Source organism: Brachymonas denitrificans, from assembly GCF_907163135.1.
GTDB lineage: Bacteria > Pseudomonadota > Gammaproteobacteria > Burkholderiales > Burkholderiaceae_C > Brachymonas > Brachymonas denitrificans_A.
Map to the genome: position 1 here is coordinate 2,308,168 of NZ_CAJQUA010000001.1, position 21,542 is coordinate 2,329,709.

Sequence of the window (21,542 nt, forward strand, 5' to 3'; positions counted from 1 at the left end):
TGTGGCGATGGATGGGACCGGATGCGTCAGTGGCTATCGAGCTGCGGCAGCTTGACTCCCAGAAAGGCCAGCAGCAGGCGTGCGCCGGCAATCGATGCAGATGCCACCACCGTACTCCAGAACACATCCAGCCATTGCAGCTGCAGCAGAAGCAGCAGGCCCCAGTTGCCGACAAAGGCCACGCTGGCGTAGGGCGTGGGATCACTCATCAGCATCGGTTTTTCATTGCAGGCAATGTCGCGCAGCAGGCCACCAAAGGTCGCTGCGAGCACGCCCATCAGCACGGCAGGCAGCGCCGGCCAGCCATGCTGCAGCGCCATTTGCGTGCCGGTGGCGCTGAAGATGCCCAGGCCGACGGCGTCGGCCACCAGAATGACCCTGTCTGAAAACAGGCGCGAGGTGATGCGCAGCGTCAGGCTGCCCAGCAGGGCCATGACCAGCACGCCCCAGAGCAGAGCGCTTTGTTCCACCCAGTAGAACGGCCGCTGCTCCAGCATCAGGTCGCGCAGCGTGCCGCCGCCAAACGCGGCCAGAAAAATGGCAATGAAGCTGCCGACGGCATCGAGCCGGTGCTGCTTGGCCACGAACAGCCCGGACAGCGCAAAAGCGAAGATACCGACGATTTCCAGGGTGACAAAGACGAGGCGAGGGTCCAGCGAGAGTTCCATGGCGGGCATTGTAGGCAAGGCGGTGTCGGGTTCGGCGCAATGGGCAGGACTGGACCGTGTTTGGTTTGGGTGTTTTGGAGGTCGCTGCGCGGGGCCATTCAGGGGGTTGGTGCGAGCAAGAGTTGTCCCCTGTATTTTTTTGGATGGTATATATAAATAGTGGTAGATAGTAGGAGAACGCCGGTTTCTGTGGACAAGTCGCTTTTTGTCTGCCGAATCAGGTGCTTGCAGTGCCGTACAAACGCTGTATGACCGTGCTTCGCAGTTGTACGCGGCGAGACAACAAGTTGGCGACAAGGCTGGATCCTGTGGATAAGCAGATGGTTGTGCCAGCAATCTCCCCAAAGTTATCCACAAGGGTTCCGGGTGCGGATTTCAGGGCGTATCAGGCTGTGTGAGGCGCTCGAGATCGGCGAGGAAATGTAGGGCGTGGACGCGGTTGCGGGCGGGATCGGATGCGGTGCCGCACATCTCGGGACCGGGCTGGAGGCTGGTGCAGACAGCAGGGCGGCGCGGGTCACCGAACAGGCTGCAGCGCAGCTGGGCGTCGAGTTGTACACAGGGCACGCCGGGAGGCTTGCTGTGACTGCCGGGTCCGTGCAGATCGGGAATCGGACCGCTGATGCTGGGCGCAATGCAGCAGGCGGCGCAGCCGGGATAGCAGGGATGGTCAGGGGATGTCGCTGGGTGGCTCATGGCCGGATTGTAGATTTCGCGTCGCAAGCCCGCGTCAGCATTGGGTTTTATCGTCAGAAACACAACACGGAAATGCGCCAGCCGGTACAATGCAGGGCTTGCCATCGCAAGAAAGATGATGTCCGACACGCCCCAGCCTCAGGTATTTTCCGGAGCGCGCGGCGTGTTTTTTTCTCCCAGCCAGCGGCTGGAACCGCACATGATTTATCCCCAGCAATTTGACGTGATCGTGGTCGGCGGCGGCCACGCCGGTACCGAGGCTGCCCTGGCCGCTGCGCGCATGGGTTGCCAGACCCTGCTGCTGACCCACAATATCGAAACCCTTGGCCAGATGAGCTGCAACCCCAGCATCGGCGGGATCGGCAAGGGCCATCTGGTGAAGGAAGTGGATGCATTGGGCGGGGCCATGGCGCTGGCGACCGACGAAGGCGGCATCCAGTTCCGCATTCTCAACTCCAGCAAGGGGCCGGCCGTGCGCGCCACGCGGGCGCAGGCCGACCGCATCCTGTACAAGGCTGCCATCCGCCGCATGCTGGAGAACCAGCCCAACCTGTGGCTGTTCCAGCAGGCCGTGACCGATTTGCTGGTGGAAGGCGAGCGGGTGGCGGGAGCGGTGACCGAAGTCGGCATCACCTTCCGTGGCCGTACCGTGGTGCTGACGGCAGGCACCTTTCTGGACGGCCGCATCCATGTGGGCCTGAACAACTACCAGGCCGGCCGCGCCGGAGACCCGCCGGCGGTATCGCTGTCAGCGCGGTTGAAGGAGTTGCAGCTGCCGCAGGGCCGCCTCAAAACCGGTACCCCGCCGCGTCTCGATGGCCGCAGCATCGATTTTTCCCGATGCGAGGCGCAACCCGGTGACGGCATGCCTGGTGGCATGAGTCCGCACATGCCGGTGTTCAGCTTCATGGGCAAGGCCGCCATGCACCCGCAGCAGATGCCGTGCTGGATCACCCACACCAATGCCCGCACGCATGACATCATCCGCAGCGGCTTTGACCGCAGCCCCATGTTTACCGGCAAGATCGAAGGCGTGGGCCCGCGCTACTGCCCGAGCGTGGAAGACAAGATAAACCGCTTCGCGGACAAGGAAAGCCACCAGATTTTTCTCGAGCCGGAAGGCCTGACCACCAACGAGTACTACCCCAACGGCATCAGCACCTCGCTGCCTTTCGACATCCAGCTGGCACTGGTGCGTTCCATGCCCGGTCTGGAGAACGCGCACATCCTGCGGCCCGGCTATGCGATCGAATACGACTACTATGATCCGCGCAGCCTGACGGCCACGTTCGAGACGCAGCAGATCAAGGGCCTGTTCTTTGCCGGCCAGATCAACGGCACCACCGGCTACGAAGAAGCGGCCGCCCAGGGCCTGTTTGCCGGCCTTAACGCGGCGCTGCAATGCAAGGGCGAAGCGCCTTGGACGCCGCGCCGTGACGAGGCCTATCTGGGCGTGCTGGTGGATGACCTGATCACCAAAGGCGTGACCGAGCCCTACCGCATGTTTACCAGCCGTGCAGAATTCCGCCTGCAACTGCGCGAGGACAACGCCGACATGCGCCTCACCGAAACCGGCCGCAAGCTCGGCCTGGTAGATGATGCGCGCTGGGAGGCCTTCAACCGCAAACGAGATGCTGTTTCACGTGAAACAGAGCGTTTGAAGTCGACTTGGGTCAATCCGCAGATGTTGCCGGCCGAAGAAGCGCAGCGCGTGCTGGGCAAGGCCATAGAGCGCGAGTACAACCTGGCGGATCTGCTGCGACGCCCGGAAGTGGACTACGCAAATCTGGTTTCGCTGGATGGCGGGAAGTTTGCGAGCGCCGAATTGACTGCCGATGTTTCACGTGAAACCGATGCCGACTTTATCGATGCCGTGATCGAGCAGGTGGAGATCGGCATCAAGTATGCCGGCTATATCGATCGCCAGAAGTCCGAGGTGGAACGGGCTGCTGCCTACGAAAATCTCACCTTGCCGGAAGACTTCGACTACATGCAAGTGCCGGCCCTGAGCATTGAGGTGCGCCAGAAGCTGAATCGCCACAAGCCCTCCACGCTGGGGCAAGCCTCGCGCATCAGCGGCATCACGCCAGCGGCGATTTCCCTGTTGCTGATCCACCTGAAGAAATCCCGCAAGGACTTCGGCCAGACCGCAGCGCAGAAAGGAGAAGCCTGATGCGGGCATTGCAGGCGGAACTGGAAAAAGGTCTGAAACAGCTGCAGCTGGAACTGACCGATGCGCAGCTAGGGCAATTGCTCGACTATCTGGAGTTGCTGCAGAAATGGAATCGCGTCTACAACCTGACGGCCGTACGCGATCCGCAGGAAATGCTGACGCACCATCTGCTGGACAGTCTGGCAGCGGTGCGCCCGCTGCAGCGCCATGTTGAACAAAACGGCGCCAGGACTTTGCTCGATGTGGGATCCGGCGGAGGATTGCCTGGCGTGGTGTTCGCCATTTGTTGTCCTGAACTGCAGGTGAGTTGCGTGGATACGGTCGGGAAAAAGGCAGCTTTCATCCAGCAAGCTGCGGCAGGTTTGCGTTTGACTAATCTGCGTGGCATCCATGCGCGCGTGGAAAAGCTGACCGACACCTACGATGTGGTGAGCAGCCGGGCATTCGCCACCCTGAAGGACTTCACCGACTGGTCCGAGCAGGCCTTAACGAATGATGGCGTTTGGCTGGCGATGAAGGGCAAGGAGCCCGTGGTTGAAATGGCGCAGCTGTCTGCCGGCGTGGAGGTGTTTCACGTGGAACAACTGACAGTGCCCATGCTGGATGCGCAGCGCTGCATCGTGTGGATACGGAAGTCTATGGGCTGATGCGCCGTTTCGTGGCTTCGATGCAGCGCTGGTGAAGTGGCCAGACGCATCCGGCTCATACTCGCTGCGCTCGCCAAATCGCCCGATGCGTCTGGCCACTTCACCAGCGCTGTTTTGGTGCGCGGCGGTACTTTTCTGATCTCTCAATCCCGGTGTGCGGCCCCATTGTTTTTGGGCGGCTTCCGGGCTGCCTGTGCGGTGTGGGGCGCTAAGCGATTTCGTGAGCAAAGCGAACATGAGCAAAGCCGCCCCACACCGCACAGGCAGCCCGGAAACCGAACAAAAACACCCCCCGTCACACCCCAGTCCCCCCTCGGCATGCACGAGTACGTACAATGCAGAGGTTTCCTCCACAACAGAAAGCAGACAGAGCATGGCCAGAATCTTTTGTGTCGCCAACCAGAAGGGAGGTGTAGGCAAAACCACCACCACCGTCAACCTGGCGGCCGGACTGGCCAAGGTCGGGCAGCGCGTACTGCTGGTCGATCTGGACCCGCAGGGCAACGCCACCATGGGCTCCAACCTCGACAAGCGCGAACTGGACCCCAGCGTCTACGATGTGTTGCTGGAGGAGTGCGGCGTCAAGGAGGCACGTCGCACTGCCGAAAAATGCGGCTACGACGTCCTCGGTGCCAACCGTGAACTCGCTGGTGCCGAAGTCGAACTGGTCACCCAGGACCGCCGCGAAAAGCGCCTGAAGCTGGCGCTGGCCAAGGTCAAGAACGACTACGACTTCATCCTGATCGACTGCCCGCCGGCCCTGTCGCTGCTCACCTTGAATGGTCTGTGCGCCGCCCACGGCGTCATCGTGCCCATGCAGTGCGAGTATTTTGCGCTCGAAGGCCTGACCGATCTGGTCAACACCATCCGCCAGGTGCATGCCAACCTCAATCCCCAATTGAAAATCATTGGCCTGCTGCGCGTCATGTTCGATCCGCGCATCACCTTGCAACAGCAGGTCAGTGACCAGCTCAAAGAACATTTCGGCGACAAGGTATTCAACACCGTCATCCCGCGCAACGTGCGTCTGGCGGAAGCACCCAGCTACGGACTTCCTGGCGTGGTGTTCGATCCCTCGGCCAAGGGCAGCAAGGCCTTCGTGGAATTTGCCCAGGAAATGGTCGATCGCCTCAAGCAGCCCGCATGAACGCGCCCAAGCTGCGGGTATTGACCTTGCCGGGCTGGAACGGCAGTGGTCCGGATCACTGGCAAAGCCGCTGGGAGCAGCAGCAAGGGTATGAGCGCGTCGAACAGCATGACTGGCAACAGGCTTTGCGGGGCGACTGGATGATCCAGCTGGAGGAAGCGGTGCTGTCCGGCGACGCGCCGGTGGTTCTGGTGGCCCACAGTCTGGGCTGCCATCTGGTGGCTGCCTGGGCTGCGCACAGCCGCCAGACTGGACGTGTGCAGGCAGCTCTGCTGGTGGCGCCTGCAGATCTGGACAATCCCTTGTTGCAGTCCCTGCACAGCTGGCGCAACAAGGCGCTGCAGCCCCTGCCGTTTGCCAGCACGGTGCTGGCCAGCAGTGATGACGACTGGTGCAGCCTGGAGCGCGCTGCAGGACTGGCATCTGCCTGGGGCAGTACCTTTGTGGATATCGGCCCCTTCGGACACATCAACAGCGAAAGTGGACTGGGCGACTGGCCGCAGGGATTGCTGCATCTGCAGCATCTGATCACGCGCAGCAGCACGCCGCTCGCCTAGACTCGAGAGAACAAGGAGAAGCTTATGGCAACCAAACGCAACAAGGGCCTGGGACGCGGACTGGAAGCGCTGCTGGGTCCCCGCCTGCAGGAAGGTGCTGCAGGTGACGTGGCGCTCGATACACCCTTCGACATGGAGCGCGGCGAGCGCTCCCCCTCCACGCTGCTGCTGGAGCAGATGGTGCCTGGCACCTACCAGCCGCGCACCCGCATGGACGAAGGCGCCTTGTACGAACTGGCCGAAAGCATCAAGGCGCAGGGCATCATGCAGCCCATCCTGGTGCGCAGGCTGGAGCAGGGCGACGCCGCCGGCAAGTACGAAATCATTGCCGGCGAACGCCGTTTCCGCGCCGCCCGTCTGGCCGGTCTGGACAGCGTACCGGTGCTGGTGCGCAACGTACCTGACGAAGCCGCCGCCGCCATGGCGCTGATCGAGAACATCCAGCGCGAAGACCTCAATCCGCTGGAAGAGGCACAGGGCCTGCAGCGCCTGGTGCGCGAATTCGGCCTGACGCACGAGCAGGCCGCCCAGGCCGTGGGCCGCAGCCGCAGTGCCGCCAGCAATCTGCTGCGCCTGCTGCAGCTGGCCGAGCCCGTACAGACCATGCTGATGGCGGGTGACCTCGATATGGGCCACGCGCGTGCCTTGCTCAGCCTGGAAAAGGCCAACCAGATCAACGCTGCCAACCAGATTGCCGGCAAGAAGATGTCGGTGCGCGAGGCCGAGCGGCTGGTGAAGAAGCTCGGCGAGGATTTCGAGCTCAAGACCGAGCGCCCCAAGCGCGACAAGAGCGGCGACGTGCGCAGCGTGGAGGAAGAACTCTCCGACCTGCTTGCCGCCCAGGTCGAGGTGCGAGTGAAGAAGCGCGTGAAGCGCCACGGCAAGCTGGAAGAAGTGGGAGAACTGGCCATCCAGTTCGGCTCGCTGGAGGAACTGAACGGGTTGATCGACCGCCTGCGCGGGCAGTGAGAAGAATCAGCGCACAAGACCCGGAGATCTGCATCAGCGGCTGCCTGATCCTTCATGGCGAAGGAAGGGCAGCCGCTTTTTCAGGAGCAGCCTGGATGTTTGGCTGGGGGAAGCTGCGCTCAGGCTGGCCGGTGCAATGGCCGGCCCTTACCGCGGCCGCAGGCGCAGCAACTGGTGCAGCAGAATGGCGCCGAAGGTCGCGGTCCCGATTCCGCCCAGTTTGAAGTCTCCAAATGCCAGGGTGAAATCGCCCGTGCCCAGCACCAGTGTGATCGCCGCCACCATCAGGTTGCCGGTATCGCTGAAATCGACCTTGTTGCGCACCCAGATGTTGGCACCGGACACTGCGATCAAACCGAACACCACGATGCTGACACCGCCCATCACCGGCAGCGGGATGGCCTGGATCACGGCACCGAACTTGGGGCTGAAACCGAGCAGCAGGGCGATCAGCGCTGCCGCCACGAACACGGCAGTGGAATAGATGCGCGTGGCGGCCATCACGCCGATGTTTTCGGCATAGGTGGTGACGCCGGTGCCGCCGGCCGACGCGCTCACCATGGTGGCGATGCCGTCGCCGATGAAGGCACGTCCCATGTAGCGGTCCAGATCGCGCCCGGTCATGGCCGTGACGGCCTTGATATGGCCCAGGTTCTCCGCCACCAGAATGAACACCACCGGCACGATCAGCAGCATGGCGCTGCTCTGAAACACCGGTGCATGGAACTGCGGCAGGCCGAACCAGGGCGCTGCCAGGATACCGGCAAAGTCCATCGGCTTGCCCATGCCGAGGCCGTTGGTCAGCAGCACGTAGATCACGGTGGCCACCAGCAGGCCGAGCAGGATCAGCAGGCGCTGCAGCATGCCGCGCGTCATCACGGCCACCAGCGCCACGCTGACGAAGGTCACCCCCTGCATCCAGCTGTCGAAGTTGCTCGCCGCCATGTTCTTGATGGGGATACCCGCCAGGTTCAGGCCGATCACCGCCACCACGGCTCCGGTGACGACTGGCGGCATCAGCGCCTCGATCCAGCGCGTGCCGACCAGCTGCACCAGCGCACCAATCAGCGTGTAGGCCAGACCGCAGGCCACAATGCCGCCGAGCGCCACCGCAATATTGCCGTTCGGCCCGGAGCCGCCATAGCCGGTGGCGGCAATCACCACGCCGATGAAGGCGAAGCTGCTGCCCAGATAGCTGGGCACCTTGCCGCCCGTCAGTACAAAGAAGATGAGCGTGCCAATGCCACTCATGAAAATGGCGAGATTGGGATCAAACCCCATCAGGATGGGGGCCAGCACGGTGGCGCCAAACATCGCGATCACGTGCTGGACGCCCATCAGCGCCGTTTGCGGCCAGGGCAGGCGCTCGTCCGGGCCTATGATTCCGCCGTGCTGCAGCACGGCACTGCTTTGCTCTTTCCACTGAAAAAGTGCCATCGTTCGTCCTTCGAAAGTGATGGCACGAATGGTAACTTTGCCGGGAGTGCTTTTCGTGACGCAACGGCTATTGCAGCGCGTGAAAATATGTACGGCTGCCTCAACGAGGCAGTGTTCGCTCAAGGAGCCGGCTATCGGCCAGCAAGGATGCCTCTCGGGAAAGACCGGCCAGCTCCGGGGCGAGCCAAAGGACTTGCGTGCAAGAACGACGATGCACGCAAGAGCGCCCATGCGCCCTCACGCAAGTGCAGGCGGATCAGCGCACCAGCAGCACCGGCACCTTGCAGTTGGCCAGCACCTGCGTGGCTACCGAGCCCATCACCAGGTTGCCCAGCGCCCCATGGCCGTGCGAGCCCATCACCACCAGGCGGTATTTGCCTTCCTCGGCCACCTGCGCAATCATCTGTCCCGGCACGCCCACCTTGCTCACCACCGTCGGGTGGATATCGTGCATGGCCAGGAACTTGATCACCGGCTCGGTGATCTTGTCGCTCTCGTCGGCGTAGTACTTGAGAATCACTTCCTTGCTCAGGGCGGTGTTGACGCGCGTGGGCAGCGGGGCGACCACGGTCATCACCGTGTAGTCCTGGGCGGTATTGGCGAACAGTTCCTTGTTCTCCACCAGATAGGCCAGCATCTGCTTGGTGTAGCTGCTGCCGTCGATTGCCAGAAGTATCTTCATGCTGCCTCCTTGTCGTCTGCCGGCTGCACACAGGGCAGGCCGACCCTCTCCAGTTTAGGAGAAAAAGACCGACTGTAACCCCGAACAGGGGGGCTCTCTTACAATTCAGGGCATGAAGCTGCCCTCCTATACCCGTGCCCAAGCCCTGCCCGAGATCCTGCGCCAGCGCATCGTCATCCTCGACGGTGCCATGGGCACCATGGTGCAGCGCTTCAAGCTGAGCGAAGAACAGTACCGCGGCGAACGCTTTGCCGATTTTCCTCGCGACGTGAAGGGCAACAACGAGCTGCTGAGCCTGACCCAGCCCGACGTGATCCGCCAGATCCACGAAGGCTATCTGGCCGCCGGCGCCGACCTGATCGAGACCAATACCTTCGGTGCCACCAGCGTGGCGCAGGAAGACTACGGCATGGCCGATTTGGCCTACGAGATGAATCTGGAATCGGCCAAACTGGCCCGCGCTGCCTGTGACAAGTACAGCACGCCGGACAAGCCGCGCTTTGTCGCCGGCGCCCTCGGTCCGACGCCCAAGACGGCCAGCATCAGCCCGGACGTGAATGACCCCGGCGCGCGCAATGTGGATTTCGAGACGCTGCGCGCCTCCTACTACGAGCAGGTCAAGGGCCTAGTCGATGGCGGCGCCGACGTGCTGCTGGTCGAGACGATTTTTGACACGCTCAATGCCAAGGCGGCGCTGTTCGCCATCCAGCAGTTCTTCGACGACAGCGGCGAATGCCTGCCCATCATGATCAGCGGCACCGTCACCGACGCCTCCGGCCGCGTGCTGAGCGGCCAGACCGTGACCGCCTTCTGGTACAGCGTGCGCCACGTGCAGCCGCTGTCCATCGGCCTGAACTGTGCGCTGGGCGCGGCGCTGATGCGCCCCTACATCCAGGAACTGCACAAGGTGGCGGGCGATACCTTCATCAGCTGCTATCCCAACGCCGGCCTGCCCAACCCGATGAGCGAAACCGGCTTCGACGAAACGCCGGACGTCACCAGCCGCCTGGTGCACGATTTTGCCGCCGAAGGGCTGGTGGACATCGTCGGTGGCTGCTGCGGCACCACGCCGGACCATATCGCGGCCATCGGCAACGCCGTGCACACGCTGCAGCCGCGCGGTGCGCTGCTGGCGCGCTTCCCGCGTGACGAGGCGGCTTGAGATGCGCCCGGATGGCTCTGCAGCGCAGTGGAACTGGCCTGCCATGCCTCCCGCTCTGGCGCATCTGGGTGATCGCCCCAACCTGCCTGTTTTCCATGTTTCTCCTGGCGTGATGCTGCCCCACGGAGCCACGCTTTCCCCATCGAGTAGCCATGTCTGACTCCGCCTCTTTCACCACCGCCGCACCCGTAGCGCCCATGCGCCTGTCCGGCCTGGAACCGCTCACCATCGGCCAGGGCCACCTGTTCGTCAACATCGGCGAGCGCACCAACGTCACTGGCTCCAAAGCCTTCGCGCGCCTGATCCTCAACAACCAGTACGAGGAAGCGCTGGCCGTGGCACGCCAGCAGGTGGAGAACGGCGCCCAGATCATCGACATCAACATGGACGAGGCCATGCTCGACAGCAAGGCCGCCATGGTGCGCTTCCTGAACCTGATCGCCAGCGAGCCGGACATCGCCAAGGTGCCGATCATGGTGGACAGCTCCAAGTGGGAGGTGATCGAGGCCGGGCTGCGCTGCATTCAGGGCAAGGCCATCGTCAACTCCATCAGCATGAAGGAAGGGCTGGACAAGTTCAAACACGAGGCCACGCTGTGCAAGCGCTACGGCGCGGCCGTGGTGGTGATGGCTTTCGATGAAGTGGGCCAGGCCGATACTTTCCAGCGCAAGACCGAGATCTGCGAGCGCGCCTACCGCGTGCTCGTGGACGAGGTGGGCTTTCCGCCGGAAGACATCATCTTCGACCCCAACATCTTCGCCATTGCCACCGGCATCGAGGAGCACAACAACTACGCGGTCGACTTCATCAACGCCACGCGCTGGATTAAGCAGCACCTGCCCGGCGCCAAGGTGAGCGGCGGCGTCTCCAACGTGAGCTTCTCCTTCCGCGGCAATGAGCCGGTGCGCGAGGCGATCCACACCGTGTTCCTGTACCACGCGATCCAGGCCGGCATGGACATGGGCATTGTCAACGCCGGCATGATCGGCGTGTACGACGAGCTGGACGCGGAGCTGCGCGAGCGCGTGGAAGACGTGGTGCTGAACCGCCGCCCCGATGCCGCCGAGCGACTGCTCGAGATTGCCGAGCGCGCCAAGGGCGCAGCCAAGGACGACAGCAAGAAGCTGGAATGGCGCGCGCTGCCGGTGAAGGAGCGTCTGAGCCACGCGCTGGTGCACGGCATCACCGACTTCATCGTCGAGGACACGGAAGAAACCTACCAGCAGATCATCGCTGACGGCGGCCGCCCGCTGCACGTGATCGAGGGCCCGCTGATGGATGGCATGAACATCGTCGGCGACCTGTTCGGCCAGGGCAAGATGTTCCTGCCGCAGGTGGTGAAATCCGCGCGCGTCATGAAGCAGGCGGTGGCGCATCTGGTGCCCTACATCGAGGAAGAAAAGCGCCAGCAGGAAGCCGCCGGCATGGACGTGAAGTCCAAGGGCAAGATCGTGATCGCCACAGTGAAGGGCGATGTGCACGACATCGGCAAGAACATCGTCACCGTGGTGCTGCAGTGCAACAACTTCGAGGTGGTGAACATGGGCGTGATGGTGCCCTGCCACGAGATTCTGGCCAAGGCCAAGTGCGAGGGCGCGGACATCGTCGGTCTGAGCGGCCTGATCACGCCGAGTCTGGAAGAGATGCAGTACGTGGCAGGCGAGATGCAGAAGGACGACTATTTCCGCATCAAGAAGATCCCGCTGCTGATCGGCGGCGCCACTACCAGCCGCGTGCATACGGCGGTGAAGATCGCGCCGCATTACGAGGGGCCGGTGGTGTACGTGCCCGATGCCTCGCGCAGCGTGGGCGTGGCGCAGAACCTGCTGGGTGACGCAGCACCGGGCTTTCTGCAGGAGCTGCAGGCCGACTACGACAAGGTGCGCAGCCAGCACGCCAACAAGAAGCAGATTCCGCTCTGGCCGCTGGACAAGGCACGTGCCAACCGCACGCCGATCGACTGGAACGGCTACCAGCCGCCGGTGCCCAAGTTCATCGGCCGGCGCGAATTCCGCAACGTCGATCTGGCCGAGCTGGCGAAATACATCGACTGGGGCCCGTTCTTTCAGACCTGGGATCTGGCCGGCAAGTTCCCGGCCATCCTGGACGACGAAATCGTGGGCGAGGAGGCGCGCAAGGTGTTCGCCGACGGCCAGGCCATGCTCAAGCAGATCATCGACAACAAGTGGCTCACCGCCAATGGCGTGCTGGGTTTCTGGCCCGCCAACACCGTGCGCGATGACGATATCGAGCTGTATGCCGACGCAAGCCGCAGCACGCCGGTGCTGACCTGGTACGGACTGCGCCAGCAGACCGAGAAGCAGGAGATCGACGGCGTGATGCGGCCGAGCCGCTGTCTGGCGGACTTCGTGGCGCCGCGTGCGGTGTGGGAGGCAACAGCAGGCACGCCGTACGACAGCACCGTCGCACGACCCGGGGCCGACTATCTGGGTGGCTTTGCCGTCACCGCCGGCATCGGCGCCGAGAAGCAGGAAGCGGTGTTTGCCGCCACGCATGACGACTACTCCAGCATCTTGTTCAAGGCGCTGGCTGACCGCCTGGCCGAGGCCTTTGCCGAAATGCTGCACCAGCGCGTGCGTACCGACCTGTGGGGTTACGCGGCGGGCGAGGCACTGAGCAACGAGCAGCTGATCGGCGAGCAGTACGTAGGCATCCGCCCGGCACCGGGGTATCCGGCCTGCCCGGACCACCGCGTCAAGCGTCCGCTGTTCGGTTTGCTGCGCGCCGAGGAGATCGGCATGGGCCTGACCGAAAGCTATGCCATGACGCCGCCGGCCAGCGTGAGCGGCTTCTACTTCAGCCACCCCGAGAGTACCTACTTCAACGTGGGCAAGATCGGCGCGGACCAGGCGCAGGACATGGCTGGGCGCAGCGGTGCGGCGCAGGCCGATGTGGAACGCGCTCTGGCGCCGAATCTGGGGCTGTAAGCGCCCTGTGGAGCGGGGCTGACAGAAGCCGCCTGCCAGTGTCCGGGCGGGGCGCCGGTACCTGTGCATCCCGGCTGCCTGCCGCTGCTAATGCGCGTGCAGCAGCCCGCGCCGCAGCTGGATGGCCTCGGCCACATGCGGGATCTGTACGTCGGCGCTGTCCGCCAGATCGGCGACGGTGCGCGCCACGCGCAGGGTGCGGTGCATGCTGCGTGCGCTCCAGCCGAGCCGGGTGGCGGCCTGCTGCAGGAAGCGTCGCGCTTCCTCCCCCAGTGGCACGGCGTTTTCGAGTGCCTGTCCCTGCAGCGCGGCATTGGGCTGGTCCTGACGCTGCAGGGCATGTTCGCGGGCGGCACAGACACGTTCGCGCGTGCTGGCCGTATCCGGTCCGGCAGGGGCTTGCATCAGTTCTTCGGGCGCGAGAGCCGGCACTTCCAGATGCAGGTCGATGCGATCGAGCAATGGCCCGCTGAGCTTGCCCTGGTAGCGGCTGACCTGTTCCGGCGTGCAGCGGCAGGGGCGGATGCGGCTGCCCAGATAACCGCAGGGGCAGGGATTCATGGCTGCCACCAGCTGGAAACGGGCCGGGAAGCAGGCTTGCTGCGCCGCGCGGGAAATATGGATCTGGCCGGTTTCCAGTGGCTCGCGCAAGGCCTCCAGAGCGGGACGGGGAAACTCCGGGAGTTCGTCCAGAAACAAAATTCCATTATGGGAAAGGCTGATCTCCCCGGGTCGCGGGGGTGATCCACCGCCCACCAATGCAACCGCGCTGGCGCTGTGATGGGGTTGCTGCAGCGGGCGCCGCCCCCAGTGCTCCGGACGGAAACGCCCCGCTAGACTGGCCACGGCGGCCGAAGCCAGTGCCTCTTCCGTGCGCATCGGCGGCAGCAAGCCGGCAAAGCGGCGGGCCAGCATGGACTTCCCCGCGCCAGGAGGCCCCACGAGCAGCAGACTATGGCCGCCGGCAGCCGCAATTTCCAGCGCCCGCCGTGCCGCGGCCTGGCCTTTCACGTCAGCCAGATCGGGATAGTCCGGCGTGGGCAGCACAGGATCGGCCTGCAGCAACTGCCAGCCATCTTCGTCTTCGGATGCAGGCATGGCGGTTGCGCCGGGAGCCTGGAAGCGTGCCACCACATCGCGCAGATGGCGCGCCCGGTACACGCGGGAGCCAGGCACCAGCGCCGCTTCTTCCGCACTGCCGGGCGGCAGCACCAGCGGCAGTTGCTCCCCTTGTTCCACCAGTGCCGCCGCCATGGCAAGTGCGCCCCGCACCGGCCGCAGCTCCCCGGACAGCGACAACTCCCCGGCAAACACATGCCCGCCCAGCCGCGCCGCATCCATCTGCCCGCTCGCAGCCAGAATGCCGATCGCAATCGGCAGATCGAAGCGCCCGGAATCCTTGGGCAGATCCGCAGGCGCCAGATTCACAGTAATGCGCTTGTTGTTGGGAAACTCCAGCCCTGCATTGTGGATGGCGCTGCGCACCCGTTCGCGCGCCTCCTTCACCTCGGTATCGGCCAGTCCCACCAGCGTGAAACTCGGCAGGCCATTGGCCAGATGCACTTCGACGGTGACCGCGGGCGCAGACAGGCCAAGCAGGGCGCGGGTGGGAATCAGGGCGAGGCTCATGCAGCAATAATTAAATTTAAAGTACTAATTATTGCTGCATTTCGACAGGAATGCGCCCCACAAACGCAAAAATCCCCGCAGGCCGAAGCCGGCGGGGATTTCGGGACCAGCGCCGTCCACAGACGACGCGATCCGGTGTTACAGCAGCGTGCGCAAAGGCAGCATTAGAGCCACTTCCAGTCGGGATTGCGGCCTTCCCAATCCTTGACCTGCTTTTCAGCCTCGTCGCGGGCAATGCCGGCACGTTCCTGCAGGCGGCCGACCAGCTGGTCGCGCTTGCCGGCAATCACGTCCAGGTCGTCGTCGGTGAGCTTGCCCCACTGTTCCTTGACCTTGCCCTTGAGCTGTTTCCAGTTGCCTTCGATGGTGTCCTTGTTGATCGCAGTCATGGTGTTTCCTTTCATGATCGTTCCAGGTAGCCGGATGGCTTCGGAATGGCTGCCTTGCCATTGGGTGGCAGGTGCAGTGCAACCATGGCTTTCATGCTAAGCGGCCGCGTCAGTCCTGCCCGTAGGAACCCGGAACCAGTGGCTGTAGGAAAGGGCGGACGCCGCCGCGTTTGCTGCGAGGCGTACGCCGGTGGTGGCCAGCGGAGCAATCGCTGGAGGCAGGAAGGTGGCCTCCGGCCGATCCGGATCAAGCCGGCTGCTGGTCGTGGCCGGCATAATGCCATGCATGGCGCAGGCTGGCGGAACGGTGATCCGGCAGGCATGCCCAGCACCCGGCCCCTCGGCGAAGCCGGCGCTTTCAACCTATCCCGGAGTCATCTCATGAAACACCTCGCCCTTGCTCTCGCCCTGTTTGGCGCCGCCACACTGGCACAGGCCGATGTCACCGTCAGCGATCCCTGGGTGCGCGGCACCGTGCCGGCACAGCGTGCCACCGGTGCCTTCATGCGCCTGCAGGCCGACCAGGATCTGCGTCTGGTTGCCGCCAGTTCACCTGTGGCCGGCGTGGCCGAGATCCACGAGATGGTGATGCAGGACAACGTGATGAAAATGCGCCGCGTGGACGGCATTGCGCTGGGCAAGGGCAAGCCGCTCGAGCTGAAGCCGGGCGGCTACCACGTGATGCTGATGGACCTCAAGCAGCCGCTCAAGGCGGGCGAGCAGGTGCCGCTGACACTGACCTTCGAGGGCGCAGCCAAGGGCAAGACCATCACCAAGCAGGTGCAGGCCACCGTGCAAAGCCTGGCGCCCCAGGGGAGCCAGGGGCACGGCGCCATGATGAAGCACTAAGCCCGCTCCGTGGCCGGGGGGCTGGCCATGTCGCCCATTCCCCTGGCAAGGGCTTGACGCCCCCAGCGGCTGTTCAGCGCAGCACTTCGCGCAGCGCCTTCAGCGTGCGTGCGCGTGCCAGCGCGTCGGCGGCAGCAGCGTAGTGATCGCCGCGCGGACGCGAGAAAGCATGCTGCACCCCCGGATAGTCGTAAATGGCCACATTCGCACGGCCTTCGGCGGCGGCGCGGATTTGCGCCTGCGCCTCGGGCGGGCAGTATTCGTCATTGCCGGCAAAGTGCAGCACCAGCCGGCCCTGGATGTTGTCCATTTCGTCCAGCCTGTTCTCGATGCCGGTACCGTAGTAGCCGACCGACACCGCTGCGTCGGTACGACAGGCTGCCAGATAGGCCATCTTGCCACCCAGACAATAGCCGACTACGCCGGCCTTGTCGTGCTGCTGGCATTCGGGCAGGGCGCGTGCAGCGCGCAAGGTGGCGGCAATGTCCTGCGTCCCCACGTCCTGGTCGAAGCTGTTGAAGAAGCCGAACGCGCTCTGCCAGCCTTCCGGCGTGTAATCCAGCTCGACGCCGGGCTCCAGGCGCCAGAACAGATCCGGCACCACGGCCACGAAACCCTCCTGTGCAAATCCGTCGGCAACCTCGCGCATGGTGGCGTTCACGCCAAAGATTTCCTGGCAGATGACCAGTGCCGGCCCCTTGCCGGAGGGCGGAACGGCGACATAGGCACTGAACGTGCCGGTGCCGTCGGTGGACTGGATGTCGATGGTCTGGCTGTTGCTCATGGGTGTCTCCTCTCGATGGATGAATGCCGCCGGGGATGGCGGTCTGGGTGCCAGGGCACTTGCGGCTGATTATGCCGGCTGCTTCGCTGCACGGCGCTCCGGGCCGGCAACTCCCGGCAACAGGGCCGTGATTGCACCAAAGCAGTGCAAGCAATTGCAACAAGGGTGTGCATGGGAAACCGGAGCACGGGCTTGCAAGGGGGCAGTCCCGGCGTGGGGCACCGAAAAAATGAAGTTGGCATGTTTTGTGCTTGGCTTGGGATGTCTCTCATCCACATCCTGAAAGGAAGTTCCATGCCGGGAAATTTTGCCCTCCGTTCAAGTGCCGTCCTGATTCCGTCCCTGTTCCTGACGCAAGCCTGCCTGGCGCAGCTTGCCACCAGCCCTGCTCCCGAGGCGGCCCCTTCGCCCCTGAGCGTCAACGTCGGGCTGGTCAGCCTCTACAAGTATCGGGGCCAGGACCAGTATGTCTCCGACAGCGGCAAGACCCGCGCCGTGCGCCCGGCGCTGCAGGGCGGGCTCGACTACAGTTTTGCCAACGGCTTTTATCTGGGCAACTGGAATTCCAGCGTGCGCCTGAACAAGGATGCCCGCGTAGAAATGGATTTCTATGGTGGCTACCGTACCAGCACGGGCCCGGTGAACTGGGATTTCGGCCTATTGCGCTACCAGTATCCGGGAGATGCACGCCTCAACACCACCGAAGTCTACGCGGCCGGCAGCTGGGAAGAACTGACGCTGAAGTACTCGCACACTGTGTCGCGTCGCTATTTCGGACTCGACGGCGGTCGCGGAACCGGCTATGTGAACCTTGCCTGGAGCCACCCGCTGGGTTCCGGCCTGGGCTTGCAGGCAGCACTCGGCCACACCTTCCTGCCTGCGCAGGTGCGCGCCGGCGGCCTGTCGGACTATTCGGACTACAGCCTGGGACTGGCCTGGGAATTCCAGCCGCACCTGACCCTGACTGCCGGGATTGCGGGTGCCGACCGGCGCACCAGCTGGGGCGATATCAACCGTCCGCGCGCCATTGCCGGACTCAAGGCCGTTTTCTAGTCAACATCACATTCACACTCAGGGGAAGCAACATGAAACTCATCACCGCCATCATCAAGCCCTTCAAGCTCGATGAAGTCCGCGAGGCCCTGTCCGAGATTGGCGTGCAGGGCATTACCGTCACCGAAGTGAAAGGCTTTGGCCGCCAGAAGGGCCATACCGAACTATACCGGGGCGCCGAATACGTGGTCGACTTTCTGCCCAAGGTGAAGCTTGAGGCCGCCGTGGATGACGCGCTGCTGGAGCAGGCGCTCGAGGCGATCGAGAGCAGCGCGCGCACCGGCAAGATCGGCGACGGCAAGATTTTTGTCACTAGCCTGGAACAGGTCATCCGCATTCGCACTGGCGAGAGCGGCAGTGTTGCCCTGTAACTGGCAGAAACTCGGGAGGATCCTGATCATGAGAAAGCCCATTTTTTTCCTGCTCGCCGGCCTGTCCGGCATGCTGCTTGCCCCCGCCGTCTGGGCGCAGGCAGCGCCCGCTGCGGTCGCTGAGGCCAGCGTCAACAAGGGCGATGTCGCCTGGTTGCTGACGGCCACACTGTTGGTCGTGATGATGAGCATTCCCGGTCTGGCGCTGTTCTACGGCGGCATGGCGCGCGCCAAGAACATGCTGTCGGTGCTGATGCAGGTTTTTGTCGTGTTCGCGCTGGTCAGCGTGCTCTGGCTGGTATTCGGCTACAGCCTGGCCTTCAGCGGTGGCAATGCCGTGCTGGGTGACTTCGGCAAGCTGTTCCTCGCCGGTGTGAACGCCGCCAGCCTGTCGGACACCTTCAGCGCGCAGTCCAAGCTGCCTGAACTGGCATTCGTTGCCTTTCAGGGCTCGTTTGCCGCGATCAGTTGCGGCATCATCGTCGGCGCATTTGCCGAGCGCGTCCGCTTTTCTGCGGTACTGGCGTTCATCGTGCTGTGGCTCACGTTCAGCTACCTGCCGATTGCCCACATGGTGTGGTCGGGGCAGGGCTATCTGTTCGGCAAGGGCGCGCTGGATTTTGCCGGCGGCACCGTGGTGCACATCAATGCCGGCGTGGCCGGCCTGGTGGGAGCGAGACTGGTGGGCCGGCGTATCGGCCTGGGACGCGAAGCGCTGATGCCGCACAGCCTGACCCTGACCATGGTGGGCGCTGCGCTGCTGTGGGTGGGCTGGTTCGGATTCAACGCCGGTTCCGCACTCGAAGCCAGCGGCGTGGCGGCGCTGGCATTCGTCAACACGCTGGGTGCGGCCGCTGCAGCCACCCTGTCGTGGATTACCACCGAACGCCTGCTGGGACGCAAGCCGTCCATGCTGGGTGCCGCCTCGGGCGCCATCGCCGGCCTGGTGGTCGTCACGCCGGCTGCCGGTACCGTCGGCCCGATGGGCGCCATTGTGCTGGGCATCGCCGCCGGCCCCGTGTGTTTCTGGGGCGTGACCGGACTCAAGCGCCTGCTGGGCGTGGACGATGCCTTTGATGCTTTCGGCGTGCACGGCGTGGGCGGCATTCTGGGGGCCTTGCTCACCGGGGTGTTCAGCGCTCCGGCACTGGGCGGCACGGGCGCAGCCGATTACGCCATGCTGCACCAGTTGTGGGTGCAGGCCGAGGGCGTGCTGATCACGCTGGTCTGGTCTGCAGTGGTCTCGCTACTGGCCTTTGTGCTGGTCGACAAGCTGATCGGACTGCGCGTGAGCGAGGAGGACGAACGCGTCGGTCTCGACATCAGCAGCCATGGCGAATCTGCCTACGTCCGTTGAGGGCATGTGCGGCCGGCCACGCGCCGGCCGCCGGAATAAAAAAAGCCGATACCGTTCAGGTATCGGCTTGGTGCATGGTGCACTCGATTTGGTTTGTCTCCTCATCCCTCGCCACTGCTGCGGATTGCCGAAGCAGCGAGTAACTCAACTATATCCACTGGGCTTACATGGGCCTGTCAAGGTTTTCCCTGAATTACCCTGAATACCACATGGGGATTACCCGGGATCGCCATCTCGGGCGTGTGTTGCGGCAATCCATTGCGCCGCCTTCTCGGCAATCATCAGCGTCGGGCTGTTGGTATTGCCGCTGGTGATGGTGGGCATGATGCCGGCATCCACCACGCGCAGACCGGCAATCCGGCCGCCGCGCCCGTCGCGCACGCGCAGGCGGCTGTCCACCACGGCCAGGGGATCGTCGTCGCGTCCCATTCTGGTGGTGCCTACGGGGTGGAAGATCGTGCTGGCAATATCGCCGGCCAGCCGCGCCAGCTCCTCGTCCGTCTGGTATTGCACGCCGGGCTTGAATTCTTCCGGCGCATACGGCTGCAGCGCCGGCTGCGCCACGATGCGCCGCGTCACGCGCAGGCTGTCTGCGGCCACCTTGCGGTCTTCTTCGGTAGCGAGATAATTGGGTGCGATTGCCGGCGCATCGCTGAAGCGCGGGCTCTTGATGCGCACCGTGCCGCGGCTGCCGGGGTTCAGGTTGCAGACGCTGGCGGTGAAGGCATCGAAACCGTGCAGCGGTTCGCCGAAAGCCTCCAGCGACAGCGGCTGCACGTGGTATTCGATATTCGGCCAGGCATAGTCCTCGCTGCTGCGGGTGAAAGCGCCCAGCTGGCTGGGTGCCATGCTCATCGGGCCGCTGCGCCGCAGCAGGTATTCCAGCCCGATGCCGGCCTTGCCACGCAGACTGGCCGACAGCGTATTGAGCGTGCGCACGTCGCGCACCTTGTAGACCGAGCGGATCTGCAGGTGGTCCTGCAGATTGGCGCCGACACCGGGCAGCTCGGCGACGGGTGCAATGCCGTGCTGCTGCAGCAGGTCCGCCGGCCCAACGCCCGAGAGCTGCAGCAGCTGGGCCGAGCCGATGCTGCCGGCGCTCAGGATGACCTCGCCGGCAGCCATGGCCGTTACGCGTTCGCGCCCGTTCCAGACCTCCACACCGGTGCAGCGCGGGGGCTGGTTCCCCTGGGCCGGCTCGAACAGCAGGCGTGCCACCTGGCTCCCGGTCCACAGCGTGAAATTGGGTCGGCGCAGGCAGGTCGGGCGCAGAAAGGCCTTGGCCGCGTTCCAGCGCCAGCCGGCCTTCTGGTTGACCTCGAAATAGCCGACCCCCTCATTGCTTCCCCGGTTGAAATCCGTGCTTTCGGCAATCCCGGCCTGGCGTGCCGCCTGAGCAAAGGCTTCGAGGATGGGCCAGTGCAGCCGCTGCTTGTCCACCCGCCATTCGCCGCCTGCCCCCTGCTCGCGCAGGGTGCGAAAGTAGGGCGTATCCTGCTGCAGCAGCTCGGGAAGCGTGCCCTGGGCGCCATGGTGCGCATCGGCGCCCTTGTGATAGTCCTCGTGCAGGCGGAAGTAGGGCAGGCACTGGTCCCAGCGCCACGCCGCGTCGCCCGTCAGTTCGGCCCACCGGTCGTAGTCGCGCGACTGGCCACGCATGTAGATCATGCCGTTGATGCTGCTGCAGCCGCCCAGCGTCTTGCCGCGCGGATAGCGCAGCACCCGGCCGTTCAGTCCCCCATCGGGCTCGGTCTGGTAGAGCCAGTCGGTACGCGGGTTGCCGATGCAGTACAGGTAGCCGACCGGAATGTGGATCCAATGGTAGTCGTCCTTGCCGCCGGCCTCGATCAGCAGCACGCGGCGCTTCGGGTTGGCGCTGAGCCGGTTGGCCAGCAGGCAGCCGGCGGTGCCGGCGCCGACGATGATGGTGTCAAAACTTGGACTTGACGAAGAGGATGCAGCAGGTCGGGCCATCGGCACATGCTAGCGCGCCAAGCGCTCCCGATTCCTCGGGATTCACCCTG

Annotated in this window: 18 protein-coding genes and 1 pseudogene; 11 read left to right on the forward strand and 8 right to left on the reverse strand. The window is 64.1% G+C overall.

From position 1 onward, the window contains the following. Window positions 1-26: 26 nt before the first annotated feature. Together KKQ75_RS10765 and KKQ75_RS10770 are read right to left on the reverse strand one after the other, a co-directional pair. A complete protein-coding gene (locus KKQ75_RS10765) occupies window positions 27-668 on the reverse strand; it encodes a trimeric intracellular cation channel family protein (RefSeq protein WP_213362162.1) in 642 nt (213 codons plus the stop codon). Between the two features lie 375 nt (window positions 669-1,043). Then, on the reverse strand, window positions 1,044-1,493 hold the full coding sequence (locus KKQ75_RS10770; protein WP_323031970.1) for a hypothetical protein: 450 nt from the start codon (window positions 1,491-1,493) through the stop codon (window positions 1,044-1,046). Window positions 1,494-1,563: 70 nt separating this feature from the next. Here KKQ75_RS10770 and mnmG point away from each other — a divergent pair, with 70 nt between their 5' ends. The 5 genes from mnmG (at window position 1,564) to KKQ75_RS10795 (ending at window position 6,857) form a co-directional block, all read left to right on the forward strand. Further along, on the forward strand, window positions 1,564-3,537 hold the full coding sequence (gene mnmG, locus KKQ75_RS10775) for a tRNA uridine-5-carboxymethylaminomethyl(34) synthesis enzyme MnmG (protein ID WP_213362164.1): 1,974 nt from the start codon (window positions 1,564-1,566) through the stop codon (window positions 3,535-3,537). After that, complete coding sequence (gene rsmG / locus KKQ75_RS10780) at window positions 3,537-4,184, forward strand: 16S rRNA (guanine(527)-N(7))-methyltransferase RsmG (RefSeq protein ID WP_213362166.1); 648 nt, start codon at window positions 3,537-3,539, stop codon at window positions 4,182-4,184. Before mnmG ends, rsmG begins: the two co-directional genes overlap by 1 nt. 373 nt (window positions 4,185-4,557) lie before the next feature. After that, a complete protein-coding gene (locus KKQ75_RS10785; protein ID WP_213362168.1) occupies window positions 4,558-5,331 on the forward strand; it encodes a ParA family protein in 774 nt (257 codons plus the stop codon). Then, complete coding sequence (locus KKQ75_RS10790; protein ID WP_213362170.1) at window positions 5,328-5,888, forward strand: RBBP9/YdeN family alpha/beta hydrolase; 561 nt, start codon at window positions 5,328-5,330, stop codon at window positions 5,886-5,888. The genes KKQ75_RS10785 and KKQ75_RS10790 overlap by 4 nt, the downstream gene beginning before the upstream one ends. Before the next feature lie 24 nt (window positions 5,889-5,912). Then, the gene (locus tag KKQ75_RS10795; protein ID WP_213362172.1) at window positions 5,913-6,857 is read left to right on the forward strand and encodes a ParB/RepB/Spo0J family partition protein; all 945 of its coding nucleotides are present in this window, start codon (window positions 5,913-5,915) and stop codon (window positions 6,855-6,857) included. Window positions 6,858-7,004: 147 nt separating this feature from the next. Here the strand turns inward: KKQ75_RS10795 and KKQ75_RS10800 are convergent, their stop codons facing one another. Together KKQ75_RS10800 and KKQ75_RS10805 are read right to left on the reverse strand one after the other, a co-directional pair. After that, entirely contained in the window at window positions 7,005-8,294 is a 1,290-nt protein-coding gene (locus tag KKQ75_RS10800; RefSeq protein WP_213362173.1) for a solute carrier family 23 protein, read from the reverse strand. Between the two features lie 256 nt (window positions 8,295-8,550). Further along, on the reverse strand, window positions 8,551-8,976 hold the full coding sequence (locus tag KKQ75_RS10805; protein ID WP_213362174.1) for a universal stress protein: 426 nt from the start codon (window positions 8,974-8,976) through the stop codon (window positions 8,551-8,553). A gap of 112 nt (window positions 8,977-9,088) precedes the next feature. On the opposite strand from KKQ75_RS10805, the gene KKQ75_RS10810 reads away from it, so the two are divergent. Beyond that, the gene (locus KKQ75_RS10810) at window positions 9,089-10,138 is read left to right on the forward strand and encodes a homocysteine S-methyltransferase family protein (RefSeq protein WP_213362175.1); all 1,050 of its coding nucleotides are present in this window, start codon (window positions 9,089-9,091) and stop codon (window positions 10,136-10,138) included. Window positions 10,139-10,263: 125 nt separating this feature from the next. Then, window positions 10,264-13,086: pseudogene (gene metH, locus KKQ75_RS10815) on the forward strand (methionine synthase); the annotation flags it as partial. Window positions 13,087-13,173: 87 nt separating this feature from the next. On the opposite strand, the gene KKQ75_RS10820 reads toward metH, so the two are convergent. Further along, on the reverse strand, window positions 13,174-14,715 hold the full coding sequence (locus KKQ75_RS10820; protein ID WP_213362177.1) for a YifB family Mg chelatase-like AAA ATPase: 1,542 nt from the start codon (window positions 14,713-14,715) through the stop codon (window positions 13,174-13,176). A gap of 164 nt (window positions 14,716-14,879) precedes the next feature. Continuing rightward, complete coding sequence (locus KKQ75_RS10825) at window positions 14,880-15,095, reverse strand: CsbD family protein (protein ID WP_213362786.1); 216 nt, start codon at window positions 15,093-15,095, stop codon at window positions 14,880-14,882. A 390-nt stretch (window positions 15,096-15,485) separates the two neighbouring features. Here KKQ75_RS10825 and KKQ75_RS10830 point away from each other — a divergent pair, with 390 nt between their 5' ends. Next, window positions 15,486-15,953 carry a copper chaperone PCu(A)C gene (locus KKQ75_RS10830; RefSeq protein ID WP_213362178.1) on the forward strand — a complete coding sequence of 156 codons (468 nt, stop codon included), beginning with the start codon at window positions 15,486-15,488 and terminating at the stop codon, window positions 15,951-15,953. 73 nt (window positions 15,954-16,026) lie between these two features. Here the strand turns inward: KKQ75_RS10830 and KKQ75_RS10835 are convergent, their stop codons facing one another. Beyond that, window positions 16,027-16,737, reverse strand: coding sequence for a dienelactone hydrolase family protein (locus tag KKQ75_RS10835; protein ID WP_213362179.1), 711 nt, complete (start codon window positions 16,735-16,737; stop codon window positions 16,027-16,029). Between the two features lie 294 nt (window positions 16,738-17,031). Between KKQ75_RS10835 and KKQ75_RS10840 the strand changes: the two genes are divergently transcribed. From KKQ75_RS10840 to KKQ75_RS10850, 3 genes are read left to right on the forward strand one after another with little or no spacing between them, the layout of a single operon-like run. Continuing rightward, entirely contained in the window at window positions 17,032-17,790 is a 759-nt protein-coding gene (locus KKQ75_RS10840; protein WP_213362180.1) for a TorF family putative porin, read from the forward strand. A gap of 32 nt (window positions 17,791-17,822) precedes the next feature. Beyond that, entirely contained in the window at window positions 17,823-18,161 is a 339-nt protein-coding gene (locus KKQ75_RS10845) for a P-II family nitrogen regulator (RefSeq protein WP_213362181.1), read from the forward strand. A gap of 28 nt (window positions 18,162-18,189) precedes the next feature. After that, entirely contained in the window at window positions 18,190-19,518 is a 1,329-nt protein-coding gene (locus tag KKQ75_RS10850; RefSeq protein WP_213362182.1) for an ammonium transporter, read from the forward strand. A 216-nt stretch (window positions 19,519-19,734) separates the two neighbouring features. Here the strand turns inward: KKQ75_RS10850 and KKQ75_RS10855 are convergent, their stop codons facing one another. Next, entirely contained in the window at window positions 19,735-21,492 is a 1,758-nt protein-coding gene (locus KKQ75_RS10855; RefSeq protein WP_213362183.1) for a GMC family oxidoreductase, read from the reverse strand. Between the last annotated feature and the right edge of the window lie 50 nt (window positions 21,493-21,542).

What these genes read in the sequence shown, in the direction of transcription:
- KKQ75_RS10765 (WP_213362162.1), bottom strand. Translation starts at nt 668, where the DNA reads ATGGAACTCTCGCTGGACCCTCGCCTCGTCTTTGTCACCCTGGAAATC.
- mnmG (WP_213362164.1), top strand. Translation starts at nt 1,564, where the DNA reads ATGATTTATCCCCAGCAATTTGACGTGATCGTGGTCGGCGGCGGCCAC.
- rsmG (WP_213362166.1), top strand. Translation starts at nt 3,537, where the DNA reads ATGCGGGCATTGCAGGCGGAACTGGAAAAAGGTCTGAAACAGCTGCAG.
- KKQ75_RS10785 (WP_213362168.1), top strand. Translation starts at nt 4,558, where the DNA reads ATGGCCAGAATCTTTTGTGTCGCCAACCAGAAGGGAGGTGTAGGCAAA.
- KKQ75_RS10790 (WP_213362170.1), top strand. Translation starts at nt 5,328, where the DNA reads ATGAACGCGCCCAAGCTGCGGGTATTGACCTTGCCGGGCTGGAACGGC.
- KKQ75_RS10795 (WP_213362172.1), top strand. Translation starts at nt 5,913, where the DNA reads ATGGCAACCAAACGCAACAAGGGCCTGGGACGCGGACTGGAAGCGCTG.
- KKQ75_RS10800 (WP_213362173.1), bottom strand. Translation starts at nt 8,294, where the DNA reads ATGGCACTTTTTCAGTGGAAAGAGCAAAGCAGTGCCGTGCTGCAGCAC.
- KKQ75_RS10805 (WP_213362174.1), bottom strand. Translation starts at nt 8,976, where the DNA reads ATGAAGATACTTCTGGCAATCGACGGCAGCAGCTACACCAAGCAGATG.
- KKQ75_RS10810 (WP_213362175.1), top strand. Translation starts at nt 9,089, where the DNA reads ATGAAGCTGCCCTCCTATACCCGTGCCCAAGCCCTGCCCGAGATCCTG.
- KKQ75_RS10820 (WP_213362177.1), bottom strand. Translation starts at nt 14,715, where the DNA reads ATGAGCCTCGCCCTGATTCCCACCCGCGCCCTGCTTGGCCTGTCTGCG.
- KKQ75_RS10830 (WP_213362178.1), top strand. Translation starts at nt 15,486, where the DNA reads ATGAAACACCTCGCCCTTGCTCTCGCCCTGTTTGGCGCCGCCACACTG.
- KKQ75_RS10835 (WP_213362179.1), bottom strand. Translation starts at nt 16,737, where the DNA reads ATGAGCAACAGCCAGACCATCGACATCCAGTCCACCGACGGCACCGGC.
- KKQ75_RS10840 (WP_213362180.1), top strand. Translation starts at nt 17,032, where the DNA reads ATGCCGGGAAATTTTGCCCTCCGTTCAAGTGCCGTCCTGATTCCGTCC.
- KKQ75_RS10845 (WP_213362181.1), top strand. Translation starts at nt 17,823, where the DNA reads ATGAAACTCATCACCGCCATCATCAAGCCCTTCAAGCTCGATGAAGTC.
- KKQ75_RS10850 (WP_213362182.1), top strand. Translation starts at nt 18,190, where the DNA reads ATGAGAAAGCCCATTTTTTTCCTGCTCGCCGGCCTGTCCGGCATGCTG.
- KKQ75_RS10855 (WP_213362183.1), bottom strand. Translation starts at nt 21,492, where the DNA reads ATGGCCCGACCTGCTGCATCCTCTTCGTCAAGTCCAAGTTTTGACACC.